This window comes from Psychrobacter sp. Pi2-52 (genome assembly GCF_904846705.1).
In the GTDB taxonomy this organism is placed as follows: domain Bacteria; phylum Pseudomonadota; class Gammaproteobacteria; order Pseudomonadales; family Moraxellaceae; genus Psychrobacter.
In genome coordinates this window covers 59,288-78,395 of record NZ_CAJHBS010000007.1, presented here as the reverse complement: position 1 = coordinate 78,395, position 19,108 = coordinate 59,288, and the positions used below count along the sequence as shown (strand labels likewise).

Sequence of the window (19,108 nt, the reverse complement as noted above, 5' to 3'; positions counted from 1 at the left end):
TTTCTAGAGAACAATAGGGACAACTTTTCATGTATGAATGAGCGTTGATAATTGTCATTTATATATTATTAGAATCAACTTAGGAGATAATAATGAAAAATACTTTATTGAATAAAGCAGCACTAGCTTCTGGTACGGTTTGTCTCATGACAGCGATGATGGGTAGCGCCCATGCAGAGCCAACAGGCTATGATCAACTGACATTTCAGACAGAAATAAAAGAAGAGATTCAGAACGATGAAGTACGAGCCAGCTTGTACAAGAAAGCACAAGCAACTGACTCTAAGACTTTAGCCACAATGCTTAACACCTCAATCAACAATGCCATGAAAATTGCCAAGCGCTACCCTAGCGTGACCGTGAGCACAGGGCAACAGCGCACCTATCCACGCTATGACAAAAACGATAAAATCATCGGCTGGACAGGTCAAGCAAACATAGATTTAAAAAGTACAGACTTTTCAGCGACTAGCCAACTAATTGCTGACTTACAAGAAACCTTAGTGATGGACAATCTTAATTTTGGCGTATCAGATACCAAAAAAGATGCGCTAGAACAAAAATTAATGACCGAAGCCTCTCGCGCTTTTCAGCAGCAAGCTAAGAGCCTTACCCGCGCTTGGGATGCTCGTGGCTACCGCGTCGTCAATGTTAACCTAAACACAGGTAGCAACTATCCACGTCCAATGTATAGCGCTATGAGCATGAAATCAGGAATGGCAGACGAGTCAGTACCAAGCCAAAGCTTTGAGTCTGGTAATAGCACTATTTCTGTGACTGCTAACGGTACCATCGAGTTAACTAAATAAGACAGCTTATAGTTAAAATAAAATAAGTGATTTACATTAAAAAAGGCAAGCATCGTTAACGGTGCTTGCCTTTTTATTTTGCTGATGTCTATTCATTATATTCAATCATTATTGGGACCATCATTGTGACTGAGCAACTTCCTGTTGACGCAGCTTTAGCATCAATTTTTGATACCAAGCTAGCTTTTGATAAGCCAACAGCTGCGCTGCCTTTCTTTTGTTGTCTTGCAATGTGGTCGTGTTTTGAATCACGTATACAGTACGTGTGATTTGCTTAAGTGTTTGGCTAGTTTCGCTTTGTATAACAGCCTTGATTGTATGAGCACCTGGCAAAACATCAACAGTAGCAATAGACGCGCTCAAACCTTGTGCAACCTCTTTGTCATCAAAATAAATACGGGCACTATCCCCTACCTGTAACGCAGGCCGAATCTGTACATTAACATCGATACTCTGTACCGGACGACGATAAGCTCTTTCTTCGCTAGGTTCAGTAATGGCTAACTGATAGTTTACTGGCGTGGTCACCTTAGTATTTATCGCAGTCGACTTAGTAGCAGTCACTGTCTGCGACGCATTTAATGATTGGCGACTTGTATTAGAATTGGTTGTCGTATTCAGACTAGTTGACCTGCTCGTATCATTACCTGTCGTAATAGCCATTTGACTGACTTGTTTGCCAACTTGCTGCTCATAATCCTGTGGACGGTCAGTAAAGGTGACTTGGCCGGTTTGCTCATCGACCACTTTATAAATAGGTGCAGCATTGATAAGAGGTGCACAAAGACTAGCGAGAGCAACCGTAGTCCATAGCGCAACTCTAATCTTACCCTTCAAGAAACTCGGTTTTGCTAATAAAGTCATAATCCATCAACCTAGATAGTGTCTACTATTAATATAATTTTATAAAACTATTATGCGTGAGTTTTGACATGAAATCAGTAGCGATTTCAAAGAAAATTCAGCAATTGGACTGATACACTTTATTAATACCCATAAAAAAAACCAGCCAAGTTAACCTTAGCTGGTTTTGTGACTCAAAATAAATGAGTGTTTTAGCGACTAATTAGCAGCTGTAGTACATGTCAAATTCGACAGGGTGTACAGTTACGTTCAAACGTTGTACTTCTTCTTCTTTCAAAGCAATAAACGCTTCTAGCATGTCTTCAGTGAAGACATCACCTTTTAATAAGAAGTCATGATCGTCACGCAATGCTTGTAGTGCAACGTCTAAGCTCTCTGCAACCGTTGGGATTTGTGCTTCTTCTTCTGGTGGCAAGTCATACAAGTTTTTGTCCGCAGCTTCGCCTGGATGCATTTTGTTTTGGATACCGTCAAGGCCGGCCATCAACAATGCAGCAAACGCTAGGTATGGGTTAGCCGTTGGATCAGGGAAACGTGCTTCTACACGTACCGCTTTCGGACTGCTTACGTGTGGAATACGGATAGATGCTGAACGGTTAGATGCTGAATAAGCAAGTTTGATAGGCGCTTCATAATGTGGTACTAGGCGCTTATAGCTGTTCGTTGATGGGTTAGTAATCGCGTTCAACGCACGAGCATGCTTGATAATACCGCCAATGAAGTACAATGCTGTTTCAGACAGACCAGCATACTCATCACCAGAGAATGTGTTTACACCGTCTTTTGAGATTGACATATGTACGTGCATACCTGAACCGTTATCACCAACGATTGGCTTAGGCATAAAGGTCGCTGTTTTGCCAAACTGATGCGCAACGTTATGAACAACATATTTCAATTGCTGAACTTCATCCGCTTTACGTACCATCGTGTTGAATGCAACACCGATTTCAGACTGGCAAGAAGCCACTTCATGGTGATGAACTTCAACCGAACCTTCACCAACGATTTCTTCTATGCGTTCACACATAACAGCACGCATGTCATGTGAGCTATCGATCGGTGGTACTGGGAAATAGCCGCCTTTCACACGTGGGCGATGCGCCATGTTGCCCCACTCGTAAGTCTCGTTAGTCGACCATGCTGCTTCTTCAGCCGTGATCTTATGACTAACGCCAGACATATCGACTGACCATTTAACATCGTCAAATACAAAGAATTCAGGCTCTGGACCGAAATAAGCAGTATCACCGATACCAGTAGACTTTAAATACTCTTCAGCGCGACGTGCGATAGAACGTGGGTCACGGTCATAACCTTGTAGCGTTGATGGCTCGATGATATCGCAAGTCACTACCACAGTCACCGCGTCAAAGAACGGGTCAACAAAAGCAGTTTCTGGATCAGGACGCAAGATCATATCTGACGCTTCGATACCTTTCCAACCAGCGATTGATGAGCCATCAAACATTTTGCCGTCTTCCATGACATCTTCATCAACGGTATGCGCTGGGAAGCTGATGTGCTGCTCTTTGCCGCGTGTATCAGTAAAGCGAAAATCAACCCATTTAGCATTAGAGGATTGGATAAGATCTAATAGTTTATTCGACATGAATAGTCTCCGTTGTGTTGATCACGTAATTGCGATTTAAAATTATTAATATGATGTTCTTGTCCAAGAATGTCAGATGTGCTCTCAATACTAAAACAGCGCATTCGATATTATGCTTATTATCAGCACTATTTTGCGTATTAGTCAAGATGCTCATCTAAAGCGTTTACTTAATCAGACCAATATTTGTGCACATGGTCTAACATACGCCAATTCAATCCTAACGACATTCTAGCAATATACAACTCATAATGCTGAACTCTTCGGGCTCTTGTTAATAATTATTTTTAGACCAGTTTTTTGGCTTTAAAAATAATCATAACAGCAATAATGCAAAGGCTATGCCAATGTATTGCCACTCTGATAACAGATATAGTTATAGATAGATTTAATTATCAATATTTACAGTGATTTATACGATGAATATCGTTATATATTCATTAATTCCCATCAAATTAATTTTTAGAATAGCACTTAATTAGAGCACCAGTTGAGAACCAAAGGCACTTAATTGGTGCAAATACAAATATATTTATTATTGAAATGCTATTTTATAGTGCAATGTTAATAGCTGAATTTATAACATTGTCTCTGACTACATTATTTTATGCGTCAAAAAAATAATAAAAAATATGTTTTTACTTGGTGCTTACTTAGATAGCCCGTACCCTACATTTGATAGAAAACAAAATAGTGGTAAGATAACCGCGCGCAATAACCTCCTCTGTTATAGTCAGAGCTGCTTGTGTTCGGCAATCAAGTGACTCGATAACAGTGAGAACAAATTTCATGTTAAAAATATAATAAAACTGATAAGTTGAAGCCTTAATGATTTTGATGATCGATAATTACGATAGCTTTACGTACAATATCGTACAGTACTTCGGTGAGCTAAAGCAGGACATCACTGTCTGGCGTAATGATCAGGTCAGCATTGAGCAGATTAAAACCCTCGCACCTAATGTTATTGTGATTGGCCCAGGTCCATGCGATCCTGACCGTGCGGGTATTTCGCTGCAAGCCATTGAGACATTTAAAGGAATTATTCCTATACTGGGTATTTGCTTGGGTCATCAAGCTATCGGTCAAGCCTTTGGCGGTCAAGTGGTCAAAGCTGGCGAAGTCATGCATGGCCGCTTATCAGCTATCTATCACAACGAGCAAGGTGTGTTTGCCAGATTACCTAACCCGTCACAGGTTACGCGCTATCATTCACTCGTCATTGACAAGACAAGCCTACCAGACTGCTTTGAACTTACCGCATGGACACAGAATGCTGATGGTAGTATTGAGGAAATCATGGGTATTCGCCATAAGGAGCTGGCTGTAGAAGGTGTCCAGTTCCATCCTGAGTCGATATTGAGCGAAGCAGGTTATCAATTGCTCAATAACTTTTTACAGACTCATGGCTTGTCTACTCTAACATCCGATGAGCTACCACAAGTTGGCTAGATTTGACTAAAAGCACCTTGGCAAAAATACTGCTTTCATAAGCCTATGCCACATTTCACACAGATTCATATAAAAAATAATAGTAAGCGAGACCATAATGAGTACGAAAAAAATAGAAGAAACGCACACGCCAGAGAGTATTGCAAAATTGTCTGATGAACAAACACATCAATTGCTAACCACAGCTTTGGGTAGAATATTTCAACACATCGATTTAACCTTTGACGAGATGTATCAAGTGATGCTGATTATCATGCAAGGTAGATGTAGCGACGCTATGATGGGCGCTATCTTGACAGGCCTACGCATGAAAGGCGAATCCATTGACGAGATTACTGCATCAGCCAGCGCCATGCGTGCACTAGCCGCCAACATTGAACCAAAGAACTGCGATTACTTGGTAGATATCGTTGGTACTGGCGGCGATGGTGCTAACTTGTTCAATGTCTCAACTGCATCGGCATTGGTTGTTGCGGCAGCTGGTGCACAAGTTGCTAAGCACGGCAATCGCGGCGTCTCGACCAAATCGGGTAGCTCAGACTTACTTGAGCAAGCAGGTATCAGTCTTGCATTAACTCCAGATCAGGCAAAAGACTGTATCGAAAACCAAGGTATCGGGTTTTTATTCGCACCCAATCATCACAGCGCCATGCGTTACGCCAACCCTGTACGCCGTGAGTTAAAAGCGCGTACCATCTTTAATATTTTGGGCCCATTGACCAACCCTGCTGGCACACCAAACTTAGTCATCGGTGTATTTACCGCACAGTTATGTGAGCCAATTGCCAAAGTGATGAAAAACTTAGGCGCACGTCATGTCATGGTAGTAGGCGCAAAAGATGGTCTTGATGAAATCAGTCTTGCGACTTCGACCACAGTCGCTGAGCTAAAAGATGGTGAGATATCTGTTTATGACATGATGCCAGAAGATGCGGGTATCGAGTCCCAAACTCTTATTGGCCTCGATGTCGACTCTCCAGCACAAAGCCTTGAGTTGATTCGTACTGCGCTATCTGGAGCCGACACCCATGACCGTGCTGTACTTAAAGCACGTGACATGATTGCGCTAAATGCAGGTGCCGCGATATACACCGCAGGGCTTGCCAGCAACTACCCTAACGGTGTTAGCCGAGCACAAAAAATAATTCAAAATGGCGATGCTTTACTAAAACTTGAGTCTTTAGCCAACTATACCCAACAGCTAGTCGCTCAAGGTTAACTTATAAGCACTCATCTACTGTCTATAGTCAAAGAAATCTAAAACGGATACAAGGCAGCCAACCATAGATTGTACAAATCGTACATCTAAGGAGGATAACGCCGTAGCCATTTAGTAGTTACTAATAGTTCTCTGACTATATTTACATTTAACGATATTCGGATACCAGTATGACCACAACCCATTCAGACATACCGTCAGTGCTACAGCGCATTGTCGCCACCAAAGTAGAAGAAGTAAAAGCCGCTCGCGAAGCATTGTCTCTAGAGGACTTGAAAGCACAGGTCGCAGCTGATGATAAACCGCGTCGAGGTTTTGCCGCGGCATTACGTGCTGCTGGCACTAAAGAAAATGGTATCGGTATTATTGCTGAGATTAAAAAAGCCTCACCGTCTAAAGGCATTATCAATCATAACTTTACCCCTGCTCTATTTGCGCAGCAGTATGAGCAAGCGGGCGCTAGTTGTCTGTCTGTATTGACCGATCGTGATTACTTTCAGGGCGATGACATCTATCTTATTCAAGCAGCTAATACCTCAAGCTTACCGATATTACGTAAAGACTTTATGATTGATGTCTATCAAATCTATCAATCTTACCTAATGGGCGCTGACTGCATCCTACTCATTATGGCTTGCCTAGATGATGCCCAAGTACGAGAGCTACATGCGCTCAGTATTGAGCTTGGTATGGACGTATTGATAGAAGTGCATACCAAATCTGAGCTTGAGCGTGCGCTACAGTTGCCACGTTCAGTACACAATATCTACGGTATCAATAACCGTGATTTAAATACCTTCGATGTTGACCTGCAAACCACGCTTGATCTTAAGAATATTTTAAACGACGCACTCGCTGCTGATGCTAATAGCGCTGAACAAACACCACTTATCGTAACCGAGAGTGGTATTCATAGCAGTGATGATATTCGCCTTATGCTAAGCAATGATATTCAGCACTTTTTAATCGGTGAGCAATTTATGAAAACTGATCATCCTGGACAAGCGTTACAATCCTTGCTTGCGGGCGTCGCAGCAGACGGGTAAAGTAACTCAATAATTTATGCTTAAATATATACTAATAGCTTGAACAATGTCTGCGCTATATACATAGTTCAATCAACCATTCATCAATCAACGATACGTTAACTTTTATGTCAAACTCTCTGTTTTCAAAAGAAATGCAAGACCAGCTCAAAGAACTTAAAGGCCAGCTGAGCAAGGGCCGTGATACCAATTCACCTGAAGGTGAGAATCAAAAGCCAACTGAGCCGGTATCGCTACCGACTCAAAAGCAAGTAAAAAAGACAGTCAAGCAGCTAGATAGTGAACATATCGATGACGATAAAGTTCTATTTATGCAAGCCATGCATGGTGTCAATCAGCTAGAAGACAAAAATGTTCGCTCACCTGCCAGCGCAACTAGAGCAGGCAAACCTGATGCAGCGACACTATCAAAACGTGCTGCGGCTCAAGGTAGTGAGGCCAGTGATTTAGGCGCAGGCTTGTCAGATATGCAAGCACTACTGAACCCTGTTGCTGCTGAAGCTTATTTGTCTTATAAGCAACCAACACTGCAAAATAAAATCTTTGATCAGCTCAAAAAAGGCAAGCTGCGTTGGTATGATGCGGTAGATATCCATGGCTGTACAATAGAAGAAGCTCGCGAAGCGATGACTCAACTATTGAGCCAAGCCAAGCAGAAAAACGAAACTATGGTAAAAATCGTCCATGGTAAAGGTAGCGAAGCGATTCTAAAAACTTGTATCAATGGCTGGTTACGTCAATTGCCAGAAGTATTAGCTTTTTGCTCTGCGCCACCAAAAGATGGTGGTAACGGTGCGGTACTAGTACTACTTAAAAAACCTAAAGCAGATGGCGAATAGGTCTATTGTTAGTGATACGGTACTATATAAAAAGGACTGCTTATTTGCAGTCCTTTTTTATCAATCATCCATGGTTTAGACGTAGACTATAACGATGTTTCCTTTAATGAATACTCTCTTTCATGTACATTCCATTTAATGTGAGCTTCTCACCTTTTATTAATATATTGACTTGAGCACCTTCTAATTAGCAAAGCGAAATCACTATGAATATACAGACTATTGAAAACATTAACGAACTAGAACAGCAGATTGCTGCGCTGATTGCCATTGAACCAAGGTTTGCTCCTGTCCATAAGCAGGTTGGTACCCCTAACCTTAGGCATAGCGCAGGTGGGTTTGAGCAATTGATGAGAGCGATGGTCGGTCAGCAGTTATCAGTTGCCGCCGCTGCCAGCATTTGGAAACGGTTGGTTGATGCAGAATTGATTACCCCGCAAGCGATACGTGAAGCGACAGACGATAGTTTGAAGACGCAAGGATTGTCTAAGCAAAAAACTCGTTATGTACGCTCCTTAGTGGATCATGATATAGACTTTGCAGCATTAGAAACTTTGCCAAATGAAGAAGTCATAACAACCTTGACAGCCGTGACAGGGATTGGACGTTGGACAGCTGAGATGTATTTATTATTTTCGCTAAAACGTGCAGACATACTTGCAGTCGATGATTTGGCCATTAAAGTTGCAGCCATGGAGTTGTTAGGCTTAGCAGAGCGCCCAACACCCAAGCAGCTAAAAGACTTAACTCAGCATTGGTCACCTTATCGTAGTGCTGCCAGTCTACTGCTTTGGTCGTACTACGGTTTATTACGTGATAAAACCGCAGTACCTTTATAACTAATTGAGCAAAAAACATAGCCAGTGTTATTCACTACCATTCGTGAGCAAAAAGTCTCCTTTAAGGCTGATTCCATATAGAAAAGCCAGATTTGTTTTTAGTGTGCTTAAACTTACTTTTTCTTAGCATATGACTTTTATGCTTTAGTGCCTTAAGCGCACCACTTCTGCTGACGGTCGCCATAGAGAATTTGTGGTGACTTGCAACATCATTTTTAGCCTTGTCACTATCTTTACGAATATCAACGCCATCGTCGTTGTAATCTTTCCTGTATACGCTTGTGTTTACTTCCTTGTTATCAGACACTTCATTATTAGCAGAGTTACTACTGTTATCTGATTCATTTCCTTCTGCTGATTCATCAGTGCTACTTCTCACATGATGTTCAAGCTCCGTTTGATTAACAATCAACTGCTGAGTCGGCAATGCATGTTCTACTTTATATTTCGCGACTTTCTTTAATATATCGACAAACAAAGCGTTTTGTTTGTCATAGAACTCAATGATACCAATAGCATTCACATAAGCTTGCAACTGAATAACATAGCAATCTTGGCGCAGCTCCAAAATATTGACCTGATTCCATTCTTGATTGGTCAAATCATGCTCTTTTATAAATTCATCTAAGTCATTGACCATTTTAAAGATTACATCAAGATCAGCGGTACGCTTAATATATAAGTAATGGAAAAAACGAAACATATCGCGAGAGGTAAAGTTTTCGATCTGCATCGATGAAAAATCACCGTTTGGTACCGTAACAATCGTCCGCGACAAGGTCCGTACGCGCGATGAGCGAATACCAATATCAATAACTGTGCCTTCATAAGTACCGAATTTACAGTAGTCACCGATACGCACAGGTGAATCTGCCACCACTACAACACTACCAACTAGGTTTTCGATCGTCTTTTGCGCACCAAGAGCTAACGCCAAACCACCCACACCCAGTGCCGCAATACCAGTGGTCAAATCAAAACCCAAATTGCCAAAAATAACAATCACTGCAAATATCAGTAATAGCGCTTTGACAACCTTGCGCAGCAGTCCCAAAATTGAGACACGCTCAGTATAGTTTTTCTTGTAGCTTAGATTTACCGCTCGAGTAAATATCGCATCGATCACTCGCAATAGTAGCCAAGTCAGCGCCAACCAAGAGGCTATATCCGTAAAGCGATTGACTGGCTCACGTAGTGTCACCGATACGCCTGCATAAACCATAACTTCGGATAGTATCAATGCCATAATGACCACAGAGAGTGGCAATATTACTTTGTTAGGTAACGGCAATGGCGTACCACGCAAATACGGATAAACAATCCTTAATAAGTGGTATAGCAACCATACCGCGACATAAGTAAGTACAAAGCTAGTCACAATCATGGTGAGCGCGGCGACCAAATCAGCTAGTTGATAGCCGAAAAGCTTTTTACCATCTAAAGAATCAACCGTATAGCGCGAGACCAAGGTCGGCTCAGTATTTTCTATCACTTCTGGTACTGAGGTCAGCGTATCGCTAGAGAACTGCCAATATTGCTCATTCTGTTTTGAGACCACCCTTTCGAGTAGTAACGGAACACTTCGCTCTCCGATATTAATCACACCGACATTTTCTTGGCTAGGTGGCAGCTGGTCAGTTAGATTACCCTCAGGTGAGTTACTAATCTGTAGATCCGGCTGAAAACGCCCACCTGCATCCAGTGCCTGTTTAAACTGTCGCACAACGGTCGTTGGGTTATCGGACTTTGATAAGTTGAGATAATTACTTGCCAGCAAATAATCATTTTCACCCAGCGCACTGATAAACCCTTGTACCGTATGACGCGGCGTATCTCGGCCAAACGAATCAGGCAATGGCGTACTTACTGTCTCTCCACTACTGTCATTACCCACTCCAAGCGCACCAGCCTCGACAGCATAAGCATTATTTGGCAAGGCAATGCTCAACAGCATAGTCAATAATAACATTGCGACTATAATTGGCATTTTAGTAATAGCAGAGAATAAATTAGGCAAAGGACTGGGAGTCAGATTATGCTTGATAGACAAAACAAACCTCTTAGTTTAAAAATGGCATGATAAATGACAGGTGATGTCCATACTATAGTAACAATTATTTATAACAGCAGTACTTTTGATTACGCAATTTTGTAGCTAACTGTATTGGTATTTGATTTTTTACTCTATGTGCATTTCTAATAATAAGTATTTATTAAGACAGCTTTCTCTTATAAAACTAAGAAGATGCTCATAAAATATTTAGGTAAATTAATTTTTAATAGACTATTTAGCAAGCTAACCTGAATAACATTCAGCTTACCATGAGGAAACATTAGGTTAAAACGGTTTATAAAGTAACCGTTTTTATAGATAATAAGTGCTGTATAAGCTGTCCACTACTTTTTGTAACACTTCTTTCTCAATCTTTGCTTTCGTAACTCTGGAAATCATTATGTTATTATCACGCTCTTCTTCATCTACTTATCTACGTTGTAGTATTTTAAGCGTACTGGGCTTACTTTCTATAAATACAGCAATGGCTGTCACACCTGTCAGCTCTGACCTAGATACTGTCACTGATAATAATAAGCTGCCACAGGTCGAGCTTGATAAAATTGTGGTAACCGCGACACGTACACCGACTAAGACCAGCAATGTGATTGCTCAAACTCGCGTTGTTGATAGCGAGGAGCTACGACGCTATCAAGGTCAAACCGTACTTGATGTCTTAAAAAGTCAAACGGGTATTAATGTTACTCAAAGCGGTGGCCTAGGCACGACCAGTAATTTTTACATGCGCGGTTATGATAGTAAGCAAGTCTTGGTACTTATCGATGGTGTTCGTTATGGCTCAATCTCTTTAGGTACGCCTGCATTAAACTTATTGTCTGCTGATCAGATTGATCGTATAGAAATATTATATGGTGCCTCAGGCGCAAGTCTTTATGGCGCAGATGCGATGGGTGGCGTTATTCAAGTCTTTACCAAAGGCACAAACGTACAGAAAAGCAATTTATCAGTCACTGCTGGTGTCGGCTCTAACAACCTCTATACTGTGGGTACTAACGGTCAATATGCTTATCAAGACACTACGCTAAGCTTAGGTGTTAGTCATACTGATACTGATGGTTTCAATGCTGTAAATGCAGGTAAGAATTTTAATGCTGACGATGACGGCTTTAAAATAACATCCGTAAGCGCTGCTATGACACAGAAAATTGCACCCAATGTAAAAGCAGGTCTAAATGCATTTTACAACGAATCTACCTCTGAATTTGACGCCTTTCCTGACTTTACTGGTGCTGTAAATTCTGATTCTTATAGCGATCAAAAAAACGGATCAGCAACCGCTTTTATTGAACACGTAAACGATCTTGCTACTACAAAATTAAGCTATGGTCATAGCATTGATGAACTCAGAACTTATGACAACGTTCAAGACTTGAAAAAAAGCACTGTTTTTGACACTACTCAAAACCATACTCGTTTAGAAAGTCAAATTAAAGCAGGTGGTGGTCAAGCTATCTTAGGACTTGAACATTTAGACCAAAAAATAGATTCAACCACTAAATATGAGGTGGATAGTCGCACTATAAAAAGTGCATTTGTCGGCTATCAGCTGGCTGATACCTATTATGATGTGCAAACTAACTATCGTGTAGACGATAACTCACAATACGGTAAAGAAAGTACTTATAACGTAGGCGCAGCATTTCGACCATTAGCGGGTATGCGCATCGGTGCCAACTATGCAACTGGCTTTCGAGTACCTACTTTCAACGACTTGTATTATCCTGGATATGCAAACCTAAGTTTGAAGCCTGAATCCACTAAAAACACTGAAGTATTCATTGAATATGCCAATAATAATCAGCTTTCACGTCTTACTGGCTATCATACTGATGCGGAGAATTTAATTGCAGGTGGTACAAATATTGGCGAGGCAAAAATTAAAGGTCTAAGCTTAACTTCAGACTGGAAATTCAATTCATTTTTATTCGGTCTGGGTTATGACTACTTAGATGCAAAAGACAAAACACCTAACGGTTCTAACTATAATAATGAGCTTACCTATCGTCCTAAAAATACTGGTTTAGTTTACGTAGGATACCAACAGCCTACTTTTGATATACGCCTTGAAACCAAGCATACTAGCGACAGATTCTCTGATGGTGCCAATAGCATTAAACTAGATGACTATACATTAGTCAACTTAAGTACAAATATATACATTACTCCTAATCTTCGTGCTAACCTACGTGTAGACAATATCACTGATGAAGATTATATACTTGCAGATAACTACACGCTCACAAATAACTTTAGTTCAAGATATGCAACTAACGGCACTAGTTATTTCACCTCACTAACCTACAACTGGTACTAAAATTATTTAGCGCCAATTGAAAATTAAGTTATAAATAATTAAGGTTATCATTCGATGGCCTTTTTTTATGCTAGTTAATGCCACAAGCGCGTACTATTTATATCAGCCAACAGGTGACAATCTTCGTCGCATATATTACAATAACGACCTCCGAGAGGTGTTGCACCATAAAAACCATCGCTGTTTTTAACTTTTAAAACTAGGCTGATGGCTCTTTATGTTAGGCTCGGTACTTTCAATTTTTCTACAGTTGATAGCGCAAATAACGGCACCTGCGTTTTATTTTTATCATAAATCTATTACTAATAGGAGCATATGATGGACGCAGTGTCTAATATCCCATCTGTCCACACAATCGATCCCACTTTTACTGACTATAAAGTCGCTGACATTAGCCTTGCTGATTACGGCCGCCGTGAAATCACCCTTGCCGAAGCTGAAATGCCTGCCCTTATGGGTCTGCGTCGTCGCTACGAAGCCGATCAGCCGCTTAAAGGCGCTAAAATCGCTGGCTGTATCCACATGACCATCCAAACTGCAGTACTGATCGAGACATTAGTCGCGCTAGGTGCTGAAGTACGCTGGACCTCATGTAACATCTTCTCAACTCAAGACCATGCTGCTGCTGCAATTGCTGCTGCTGGTATCTCTGTTTATGCTTGGAAAGGCGAAACAGAAGAAGAGTATGAATGGTGCTTACGTCAGCAAGTACATGTTGGCGGCGAAGCATCAGGCCAACTTTGGGATGCTAACTTAATCTTGGATGATGGCGGTGATTTGACTGCTTTAATTCACAGCGATTATGCAGAGCTGCTTGATAACATCCATGGTATCTCAGAAGAAACCACTACTGGCGTTCATCGCTTGGTTGAGATGTTGAATAAAGGCACGCTAAAAGTACCTGCCATTAACGTCAACGACGCGGTTACCAAATCGAAAAACGACAACAAATACGGCTGCCGTCATAGCTTAAATGATGCTATTAAACGCGCTACCGATATGTTCCTTGCTGGTCGCCGCGCTTTGGTTATCGGTTATGGCGATGTGGGCAAAGGCTCTACGCAAAGCTTACGCCAAGAAGGCATGATCGTACGTGTTTCAGAAGTTGACCCTATCTGTGCGATGCAGGCATGTATGGACGGCTTTGAAGTATTGTCACCTTACATCAATGGCGATAACACTGGCGGCGCAGAGAATATCAATAAGCGCTTGCTTGAAGACACTGACATGATCGTCACGACTACTGGTAATTACCATGTTTGTGATAGACATATGCTAGCCGCTCTTAAGCCTGGTGCTGTGGTATGTAACATCGGTCACTTTGACACCGAAATCGATACCCAATTTATGCGTGATAACTGGCGCTGGGTTGAGATCAAGCCACAAGTGCATCAAATCTTCCGCTCAGACGATGAAAACGATTATCTAATCTTGCTTGCTGAAGGTCGCCTAGTAAACCTAGGTAACGCAACTGGTCATCCATCACGCGTGATGGACGGCTCATTTGCCAACCAAGTATTGGCTCAAATGTATCTGTTCGAAGAAAAATTCGCTGACTTGCCAGCTGACCAACGTACTGACAACCTATACGTAAAAGTATTGCCTAAGAAGTTAGACGAAGAAGTGGCCGCTGCGATGGTTGCAGGCTTTAACGGTACGCTAACCAAGCTGACCCAAAAGCAAGCTGAGTATTTGGGTGTGCCAGTTGAAGGTCCATTCAAGCCTGACGCTTATAAATACTAAAAGGAGCCTGACTGTGAGTAAGCCTGCTTTCTCCTTTGAGTTCTTTCCTGCAAAGACCGAGCAAGGTCACGAAAAGCTTCTCAGCACTTATGATGAGCTTAATAAGTTGTCACCAGCTTATTTTTCGGTAACTTACGGTGCGGGCGGTTCAACCCGTAGCCGCACCTTAGATATCGTACAGGCACTCAGTGCGCGTGGTACCACTGAAATCGCACCGCACATGTCCTGTATTGGTGATGACAAAAGTGAAATCGCTGAATTGCTTGAGTATTATAAGACTTTAGGTATTAGACGCTTAGTAGCGCTACGCGGCGACTTGCCATCAGGTCAGGTGGGCATGGGTGAACTACCATTTGCGGTAGATTTGGTAAAGTACATTCGTGAGCATTCAGGTGACCACTTCCATATTGAAGTGGCCTCCTACCCTGAAATGCACCCACAAGCGCGTAGCTTTGAGTTTGATATCGATAATCTGGTAAATAAATACCAAGCTGGTGCCAATGCGTCGATTACCCAGTTTTTCTACAACGCTGACAGCTATCTGTACTTGCGTGATAAGTTAGAGAAACGCGGTATTGATACAGTAGCTCAGCCTTTGGTCGCTGGTATCATGCCAATTACCAATTCGAGCAATCTCTTGCGTTTTGCTGATAGCTGTGGCGCTGATATTCCGCGCTATGTACGTAAGCAGTTGACAGATTTTGGTGATGACCGTAAGGCTATTCGTGAGTTTGGCTTTGATGTGGTTTATCGCTTGTGTGAACGCTTGATTGCCGAGGGCGTACCTGCCATGCATTTTTATAGCATGAACAAAGTTGAGCCAAACAAACGCTTGGTAGAAGCATTGGGATTGACTGCTTAAACTTGTAAGCATTCTAGAATATCCTTTAATCATTCCTGAAGACATTATTAATGACTGGCGCTTTTAGGAGCGCCAGTTTTTTATTGTCAAAATTTTGACCAATAGCCCTTTACCGTTTTATTCATACACTTTATCTTATTTGATTTTTAAAAATTTCTTCACTGTGTAATAATGCTGCTTTAAAAATAATTATCTTTATTAAGAAAAATTCTCATAAAACAAATGTCATTAATTGTCTCAAGTGATATTCTATAGATCTAATAATAACTATACTCAATCAAATAATAGGAATAAGACCACGTGCGACGTTTTTTTTATGCCGTTAGCAACGACAACGCTGATGCCTCAGCACTACCTAAATTGGGTGAGTTACCGATAGGTAGCAATGTCGAATTACCCGATAGTATTGTTCATCACTGGTGCCGTGTACTACGAGCCAATATTGGTGATCAAGGGATTTTGTTCGATGGATTTGGCGGCGAATATACAGTACAACTACAGGCTATTAGTAAAAAAAACGCCACTGCTACTTTACTTGCTCATATAGACGATGATCGTACGGCACCTACTATCACTCAAATCGGCTTAGTAATGAGCCGAGGCGAACGTATGGACTATGCGATACAAAAGGCGACCGAACTTGGCGTGACTGCTATTCAGTTACTCAGTAGCCACCACGGAGAAGTTACATTAAAACCTGCACAAATTGAGAAGAAACTGTTGCATTGGCAACAAGTGGCGATCGCAGCTTGCGAACAGTGCGGACTTAATCGTCCGCCTCTCATTTTTGCACCACAATCCATTACCCAATGGCTAAGCAATACCAACACTGACTCTACTCATAATGAGATGACTGTCAGCCCTGTCGTTTCTGTGCTTAGTCAAGATCCTTATTACCAGATATTAGACGGTCTTGCAGATTTATGTATGCAAATGAGCGTACCAGCAGCAGGACAACCTGCCATGCCTAGTGCTCTACCTGATGTGCTTAAAAAACAAACTCCTTATATTAAACTACTGATTGGACCTGAAGGAGGTTTAAGTAGTGATGAGTGTAAACAAGCAAATAATGTTGGCTTTATACCGTGGCAAATTGGTACAAGAGTGTTACGCACTGAGACCGCACCAGTGGTTGCTTTGTCTACTATATCCGCCTTGTATAGCTGGAAACGATAACCAATAATAATAGTCATTATCATTAATAAATTTAAAAGTAGAACTTTTGTTTTATATTTTGTAGACTTAAAAGTGATCTTAGCTCAATGTTGAGAAGTTGAATCACCATATTTATTTTTATAAGCCATTATTTTGTGAGCCATTATTATGAGCGATTTTGACACTATCCCAGCATCGATTAAGCAACGGTTAATGACCGAACTGTGTGAGAGAATTGAAGATGCCATATTTATACTAGACGAAAATCTACGTTATTTATCTGTCAATCCTAGCTATGAGCTTTTGATTGGCTACAAAGAAGAGTTTTTAATCGGTCGTCCACTTGGTATATATGCTGCTGAATTTTTATCAGAAGCAGAGCAAGTAATTCTAAAAGATATCAAGAAAAACTTAAACGAACATGGTTTTTATGAACTTGATTTTTCGATGGCCAACCGTTATGGACAGAATATTGACTGTCATATTACTTATCGCAGAATTTATATAGATCAAATGGCTTATCATATTGGTATGCTGCGTGATATGTCTTCAGTTATTAAAGATCAAAAACAGGTCGCCCATTTACTCAACTATGATCAGCTCACAGGTCTCCCTAACCGCAAGGTATTTTTAAGTCAGACAAGTGACATGCTATTGGATAGTTACCAAGAGGTTGTCCTTGTACGCTTAAACATTGACCGTTATCGCAATCTTGCCAGCCTACTAGGGCCTGATGGTGCCAATGACTTAATAAAAAACTTTGTAAAAGGAGTCGAAAAGCTCAAACTGCATAATTTACGCTCTTTTTCTCACTTTGGGGGTGATGATTTTGCGCTATTGTTTGAAGTTAAAGATGCCAATATGGTACGTCATCAGCTAGACACACTCATGCAAATGTGTGAGCGTCCCTTCTCTACTGACAAGAGCCATGCGACAGATGCAAATATCTATTACCATATTTCTGTGGGTGTGAGCTGTTTTCCAAAAGACGATAACGAAGTAACGGGTTTATTGACCAAAGCAGAAAAAGCATTGGACTATGTCAAGCAGCATGGAGGCGATGATATACGTTGGTACGATGAGGCCATTGAAAGCGCCACCGCTGGTAGCTTAGAGTTAGAGTCTGAGCTTAGGACTGCTACCATTGAAGGTCAATTCGTTCCTTATTATCAGCCAAAGTTCTCATTAGAGACTGGTGCTATCACAGGTTTTGAAGCATTGGTACGTTGGCAACACCCTACTCGCGGATTGCTCAAGCCCGTTCATTTTATCAATGCCATTATCGCGCACAAGCTCTCCTTTGATTTGTTTTCGCAACTGGCCATTAAAATTGTCAAACAACTAGCCATTTGGCAACAGCAAGGGTTTCATCAACACGTCTGTATCAACGCTGATGCTGCTGAGTTCAGCCACCCTGACTTCTTTGATATGGTAAGCACACTACTGACCGAGAATGACGTTGCTGCCCATCAATTGCACATTGAAGTGACCGAGTCGTCTTTGATTCAGCGCCATGATAATGTAAAAAAACAGCTTAACTCGCTTAGAGAGCTTGGCGTACGTCTAGCGCTCGATGATTTCGGTACTGGTTATGCATCATTGAGCTACTTGCAAGAGTACCCATTTGATTTTATCAAAATCGATAAGAGCTTTATCTCTAATATTGAAACCGATCGTACCCAGCACGCGATTGTAAAAGCCATTTTGGACTTAGCAGTCGCTTTAGACATGCAGGTCGTTGCTGAAGGTATCGAAACTGAGCAGCAGCGCGATGTGTTGTTAGATATGGGGTGCAAAATTGGTCAGGGCTATTGGTTTAGCAAACCCGTGGCTGCTGATGTCGCCACGGCGATGCTGATTCAACAAAATGCTTCTGAGTAAACGCTAAGCTATTCGCTATAACTTATTAATCATAAACTACTATGTTCAGACTCCTAGCATACGAGCATGTTTAATGTTTATCACGTTTATATCTGTGAAATAACTTACATGCTCGGTTCTACCAAATAGTGTTGTCATTTATACCGATGCGTTTGTCTTTATGGCGAACGCTATTTTTTTGGCTGTCGTTTTTTCATGTTAATACTAATCATATAAAGGACTATCTGTCTTAGTAACGTTAGAGTTTTCATATGCTTAATGCTACTGCTTCCTAGCGCCTAACGTCGATTGCATAACCGATGCAAGATAGGTTCATGACTTATCAGTCCTGTCACCAAACTTGTATAATCACCTATGAAAGCCTATCTTTTATAGTGAATTTGTTAGAGTACATTTAAT

Annotated in this window: 14 protein-coding genes; 11 read left to right on the top strand and 3 right to left on the bottom strand. The window is 41.3% G+C overall.

Features of this window, described 5'->3' with window-relative positions:
- The first annotated feature begins 92 nt into the window (after nucleotides 1–92).
- Nucleotides 93–809 carry an SIMPL domain-containing protein gene (locus JMY00_RS05920; RefSeq protein WP_102091728.1) on the top strand — a complete coding sequence of 239 codons (717 nt, stop codon included), beginning with the start codon at nucleotides 93–95 and terminating at the stop codon, nucleotides 807–809.
- 120 nt (nucleotides 810–929) lie between these two features.
- On the opposite strand, the gene JMY00_RS05915 is transcribed toward JMY00_RS05920, so the two are convergent.
- Both JMY00_RS05915 and glnA read right to left on the bottom strand, forming a co-directional pair.
- The gene (locus JMY00_RS05915) at nucleotides 930–1,673 is read right to left on the bottom strand and encodes a DUF4124 domain-containing protein (protein WP_201579467.1); all 744 of its coding nucleotides are present in this window, start codon (nucleotides 1,671–1,673) and stop codon (nucleotides 930–932) included.
- A 202-nt stretch (nucleotides 1,674–1,875) separates the two neighbouring features.
- Nucleotides 1,876–3,285: a type I glutamate--ammonia ligase gene (glnA, locus tag JMY00_RS05910; RefSeq protein WP_057760355.1), complete on the bottom strand. Its 1,410-nt coding sequence runs from the start codon at nucleotides 3,283–3,285 to the stop codon at nucleotides 1,876–1,878.
- Nucleotides 3,286–4,113: 828 nt separating this feature from the next.
- Between glnA and JMY00_RS05905 the strand changes: the two genes are divergently transcribed.
- The 5 genes from JMY00_RS05905 to JMY00_RS05885 all read left to right on the top strand — a co-directional run bounded on the left by JMY00_RS05905 (nucleotide 4,114) and on the right by JMY00_RS05885 (nucleotide 8,680).
- A complete protein-coding gene (locus tag JMY00_RS05905; protein WP_201579466.1) occupies nucleotides 4,114–4,737 on the top strand; it encodes an aminodeoxychorismate/anthranilate synthase component II in 624 nt (207 codons plus the stop codon).
- A 97-nt stretch (nucleotides 4,738–4,834) separates the two neighbouring features.
- The gene (gene trpD, locus JMY00_RS05900; RefSeq protein WP_201579465.1) at nucleotides 4,835–5,956 is read left to right on the top strand and encodes an anthranilate phosphoribosyltransferase; all 1,122 of its coding nucleotides are present in this window, start codon (nucleotides 4,835–4,837) and stop codon (nucleotides 5,954–5,956) included.
- A gap of 170 nt (nucleotides 5,957–6,126) precedes the next feature.
- Nucleotides 6,127–7,002 carry an indole-3-glycerol phosphate synthase TrpC gene (gene trpC / locus JMY00_RS05895; RefSeq protein WP_201579464.1) on the top strand — a complete coding sequence of 292 codons (876 nt, stop codon included), beginning with the start codon at nucleotides 6,127–6,129 and terminating at the stop codon, nucleotides 7,000–7,002.
- 107 nt (nucleotides 7,003–7,109) lie between these two features.
- The gene (locus JMY00_RS05890; RefSeq protein ID WP_102093003.1) at nucleotides 7,110–7,841 is read left to right on the top strand and encodes a Smr/MutS family protein; all 732 of its coding nucleotides are present in this window, start codon (nucleotides 7,110–7,112) and stop codon (nucleotides 7,839–7,841) included.
- 206 nt (nucleotides 7,842–8,047) lie between these two features.
- Nucleotides 8,048–8,680 (top strand): DNA-3-methyladenine glycosylase 2 family protein, encoded by a 633-nt coding sequence (locus JMY00_RS05885; protein ID WP_201579463.1) that lies wholly within the window; start codon nucleotides 8,048–8,050, stop codon nucleotides 8,678–8,680.
- Between the two features lie 61 nt (nucleotides 8,681–8,741).
- Here JMY00_RS05885 and JMY00_RS05880 read toward each other — a convergent pair whose 3' ends face one another.
- Entirely contained in the window at nucleotides 8,742–10,730 is a 1,989-nt protein-coding gene (locus tag JMY00_RS05880) for a mechanosensitive ion channel family protein (RefSeq protein WP_201579462.1), read from the bottom strand.
- Nucleotides 10,731–11,133: 403 nt separating this feature from the next.
- Between JMY00_RS05880 and JMY00_RS05875 the strand changes: the two genes are divergently transcribed.
- From JMY00_RS05875 to JMY00_RS05855, 5 genes are all read left to right on the top strand, one after another.
- Nucleotides 11,134–13,068, top strand: coding sequence for a TonB-dependent receptor (locus tag JMY00_RS05875; RefSeq protein WP_201579461.1), 1,935 nt, complete (start codon nucleotides 11,134–11,136; stop codon nucleotides 13,066–13,068).
- 318 nt (nucleotides 13,069–13,386) lie between these two features.
- The gene (gene ahcY, locus JMY00_RS05870) at nucleotides 13,387–14,811 is read left to right on the top strand and encodes an adenosylhomocysteinase (RefSeq protein ID WP_201579489.1); all 1,425 of its coding nucleotides are present in this window, start codon (nucleotides 13,387–13,389) and stop codon (nucleotides 14,809–14,811) included.
- A gap of 13 nt (nucleotides 14,812–14,824) precedes the next feature.
- Complete coding sequence (gene metF, locus JMY00_RS05865; protein WP_101204983.1) at nucleotides 14,825–15,673, top strand: methylenetetrahydrofolate reductase [NAD(P)H]; 849 nt, start codon at nucleotides 14,825–14,827, stop codon at nucleotides 15,671–15,673.
- Between the two features lie 300 nt (nucleotides 15,674–15,973).
- The gene (locus JMY00_RS05860) at nucleotides 15,974–16,849 is read left to right on the top strand and encodes a 16S rRNA (uracil(1498)-N(3))-methyltransferase (protein WP_201579460.1); all 876 of its coding nucleotides are present in this window, start codon (nucleotides 15,974–15,976) and stop codon (nucleotides 16,847–16,849) included.
- A gap of 147 nt (nucleotides 16,850–16,996) precedes the next feature.
- Nucleotides 16,997–18,709: a GGDEF domain-containing phosphodiesterase gene (locus JMY00_RS05855; RefSeq protein ID WP_201579459.1), complete on the top strand. Its 1,713-nt coding sequence runs from the start codon at nucleotides 16,997–16,999 to the stop codon at nucleotides 18,707–18,709.
- Nucleotides 18,710–19,108 lie beyond the last annotated feature (399 nt).

What these genes read in the sequence shown, in the direction of transcription:
- JMY00_RS05915 (WP_201579467.1), bottom strand. Translation starts at nt 1,673, where the DNA reads ATGACTTTATTAGCAAAACCGAGTTTCTTGAAGGGTAAGATTAGAGTT.
- ahcY (WP_201579489.1), top strand. Translation starts at nt 13,387, where the DNA reads ATGGACGCAGTGTCTAATATCCCATCTGTCCACACAATCGATCCCACT.
- JMY00_RS05905 (WP_201579466.1), top strand. Translation starts at nt 4,114, where the DNA reads ATGATTTTGATGATCGATAATTACGATAGCTTTACGTACAATATCGTA.
- JMY00_RS05875 (WP_201579461.1), top strand. Translation starts at nt 11,134, where the DNA reads ATGTTATTATCACGCTCTTCTTCATCTACTTATCTACGTTGTAGTATT.
- JMY00_RS05890 (WP_102093003.1), top strand. Translation starts at nt 7,110, where the DNA reads ATGTCAAACTCTCTGTTTTCAAAAGAAATGCAAGACCAGCTCAAAGAA.
- glnA (WP_057760355.1), bottom strand. Translation starts at nt 3,285, where the DNA reads ATGTCGAATAAACTATTAGATCTTATCCAATCCTCTAATGCTAAATGG.
- trpD (WP_201579465.1), top strand. Translation starts at nt 4,835, where the DNA reads ATGAGTACGAAAAAAATAGAAGAAACGCACACGCCAGAGAGTATTGCA.
- trpC (WP_201579464.1), top strand. Translation starts at nt 6,127, where the DNA reads ATGACCACAACCCATTCAGACATACCGTCAGTGCTACAGCGCATTGTC.
- JMY00_RS05885 (WP_201579463.1), top strand. Translation starts at nt 8,048, where the DNA reads ATGAATATACAGACTATTGAAAACATTAACGAACTAGAACAGCAGATT.
- JMY00_RS05920 (WP_102091728.1), top strand. Translation starts at nt 93, where the DNA reads ATGAAAAATACTTTATTGAATAAAGCAGCACTAGCTTCTGGTACGGTT.
- JMY00_RS05855 (WP_201579459.1), top strand. Translation starts at nt 16,997, where the DNA reads ATGAGCGATTTTGACACTATCCCAGCATCGATTAAGCAACGGTTAATG.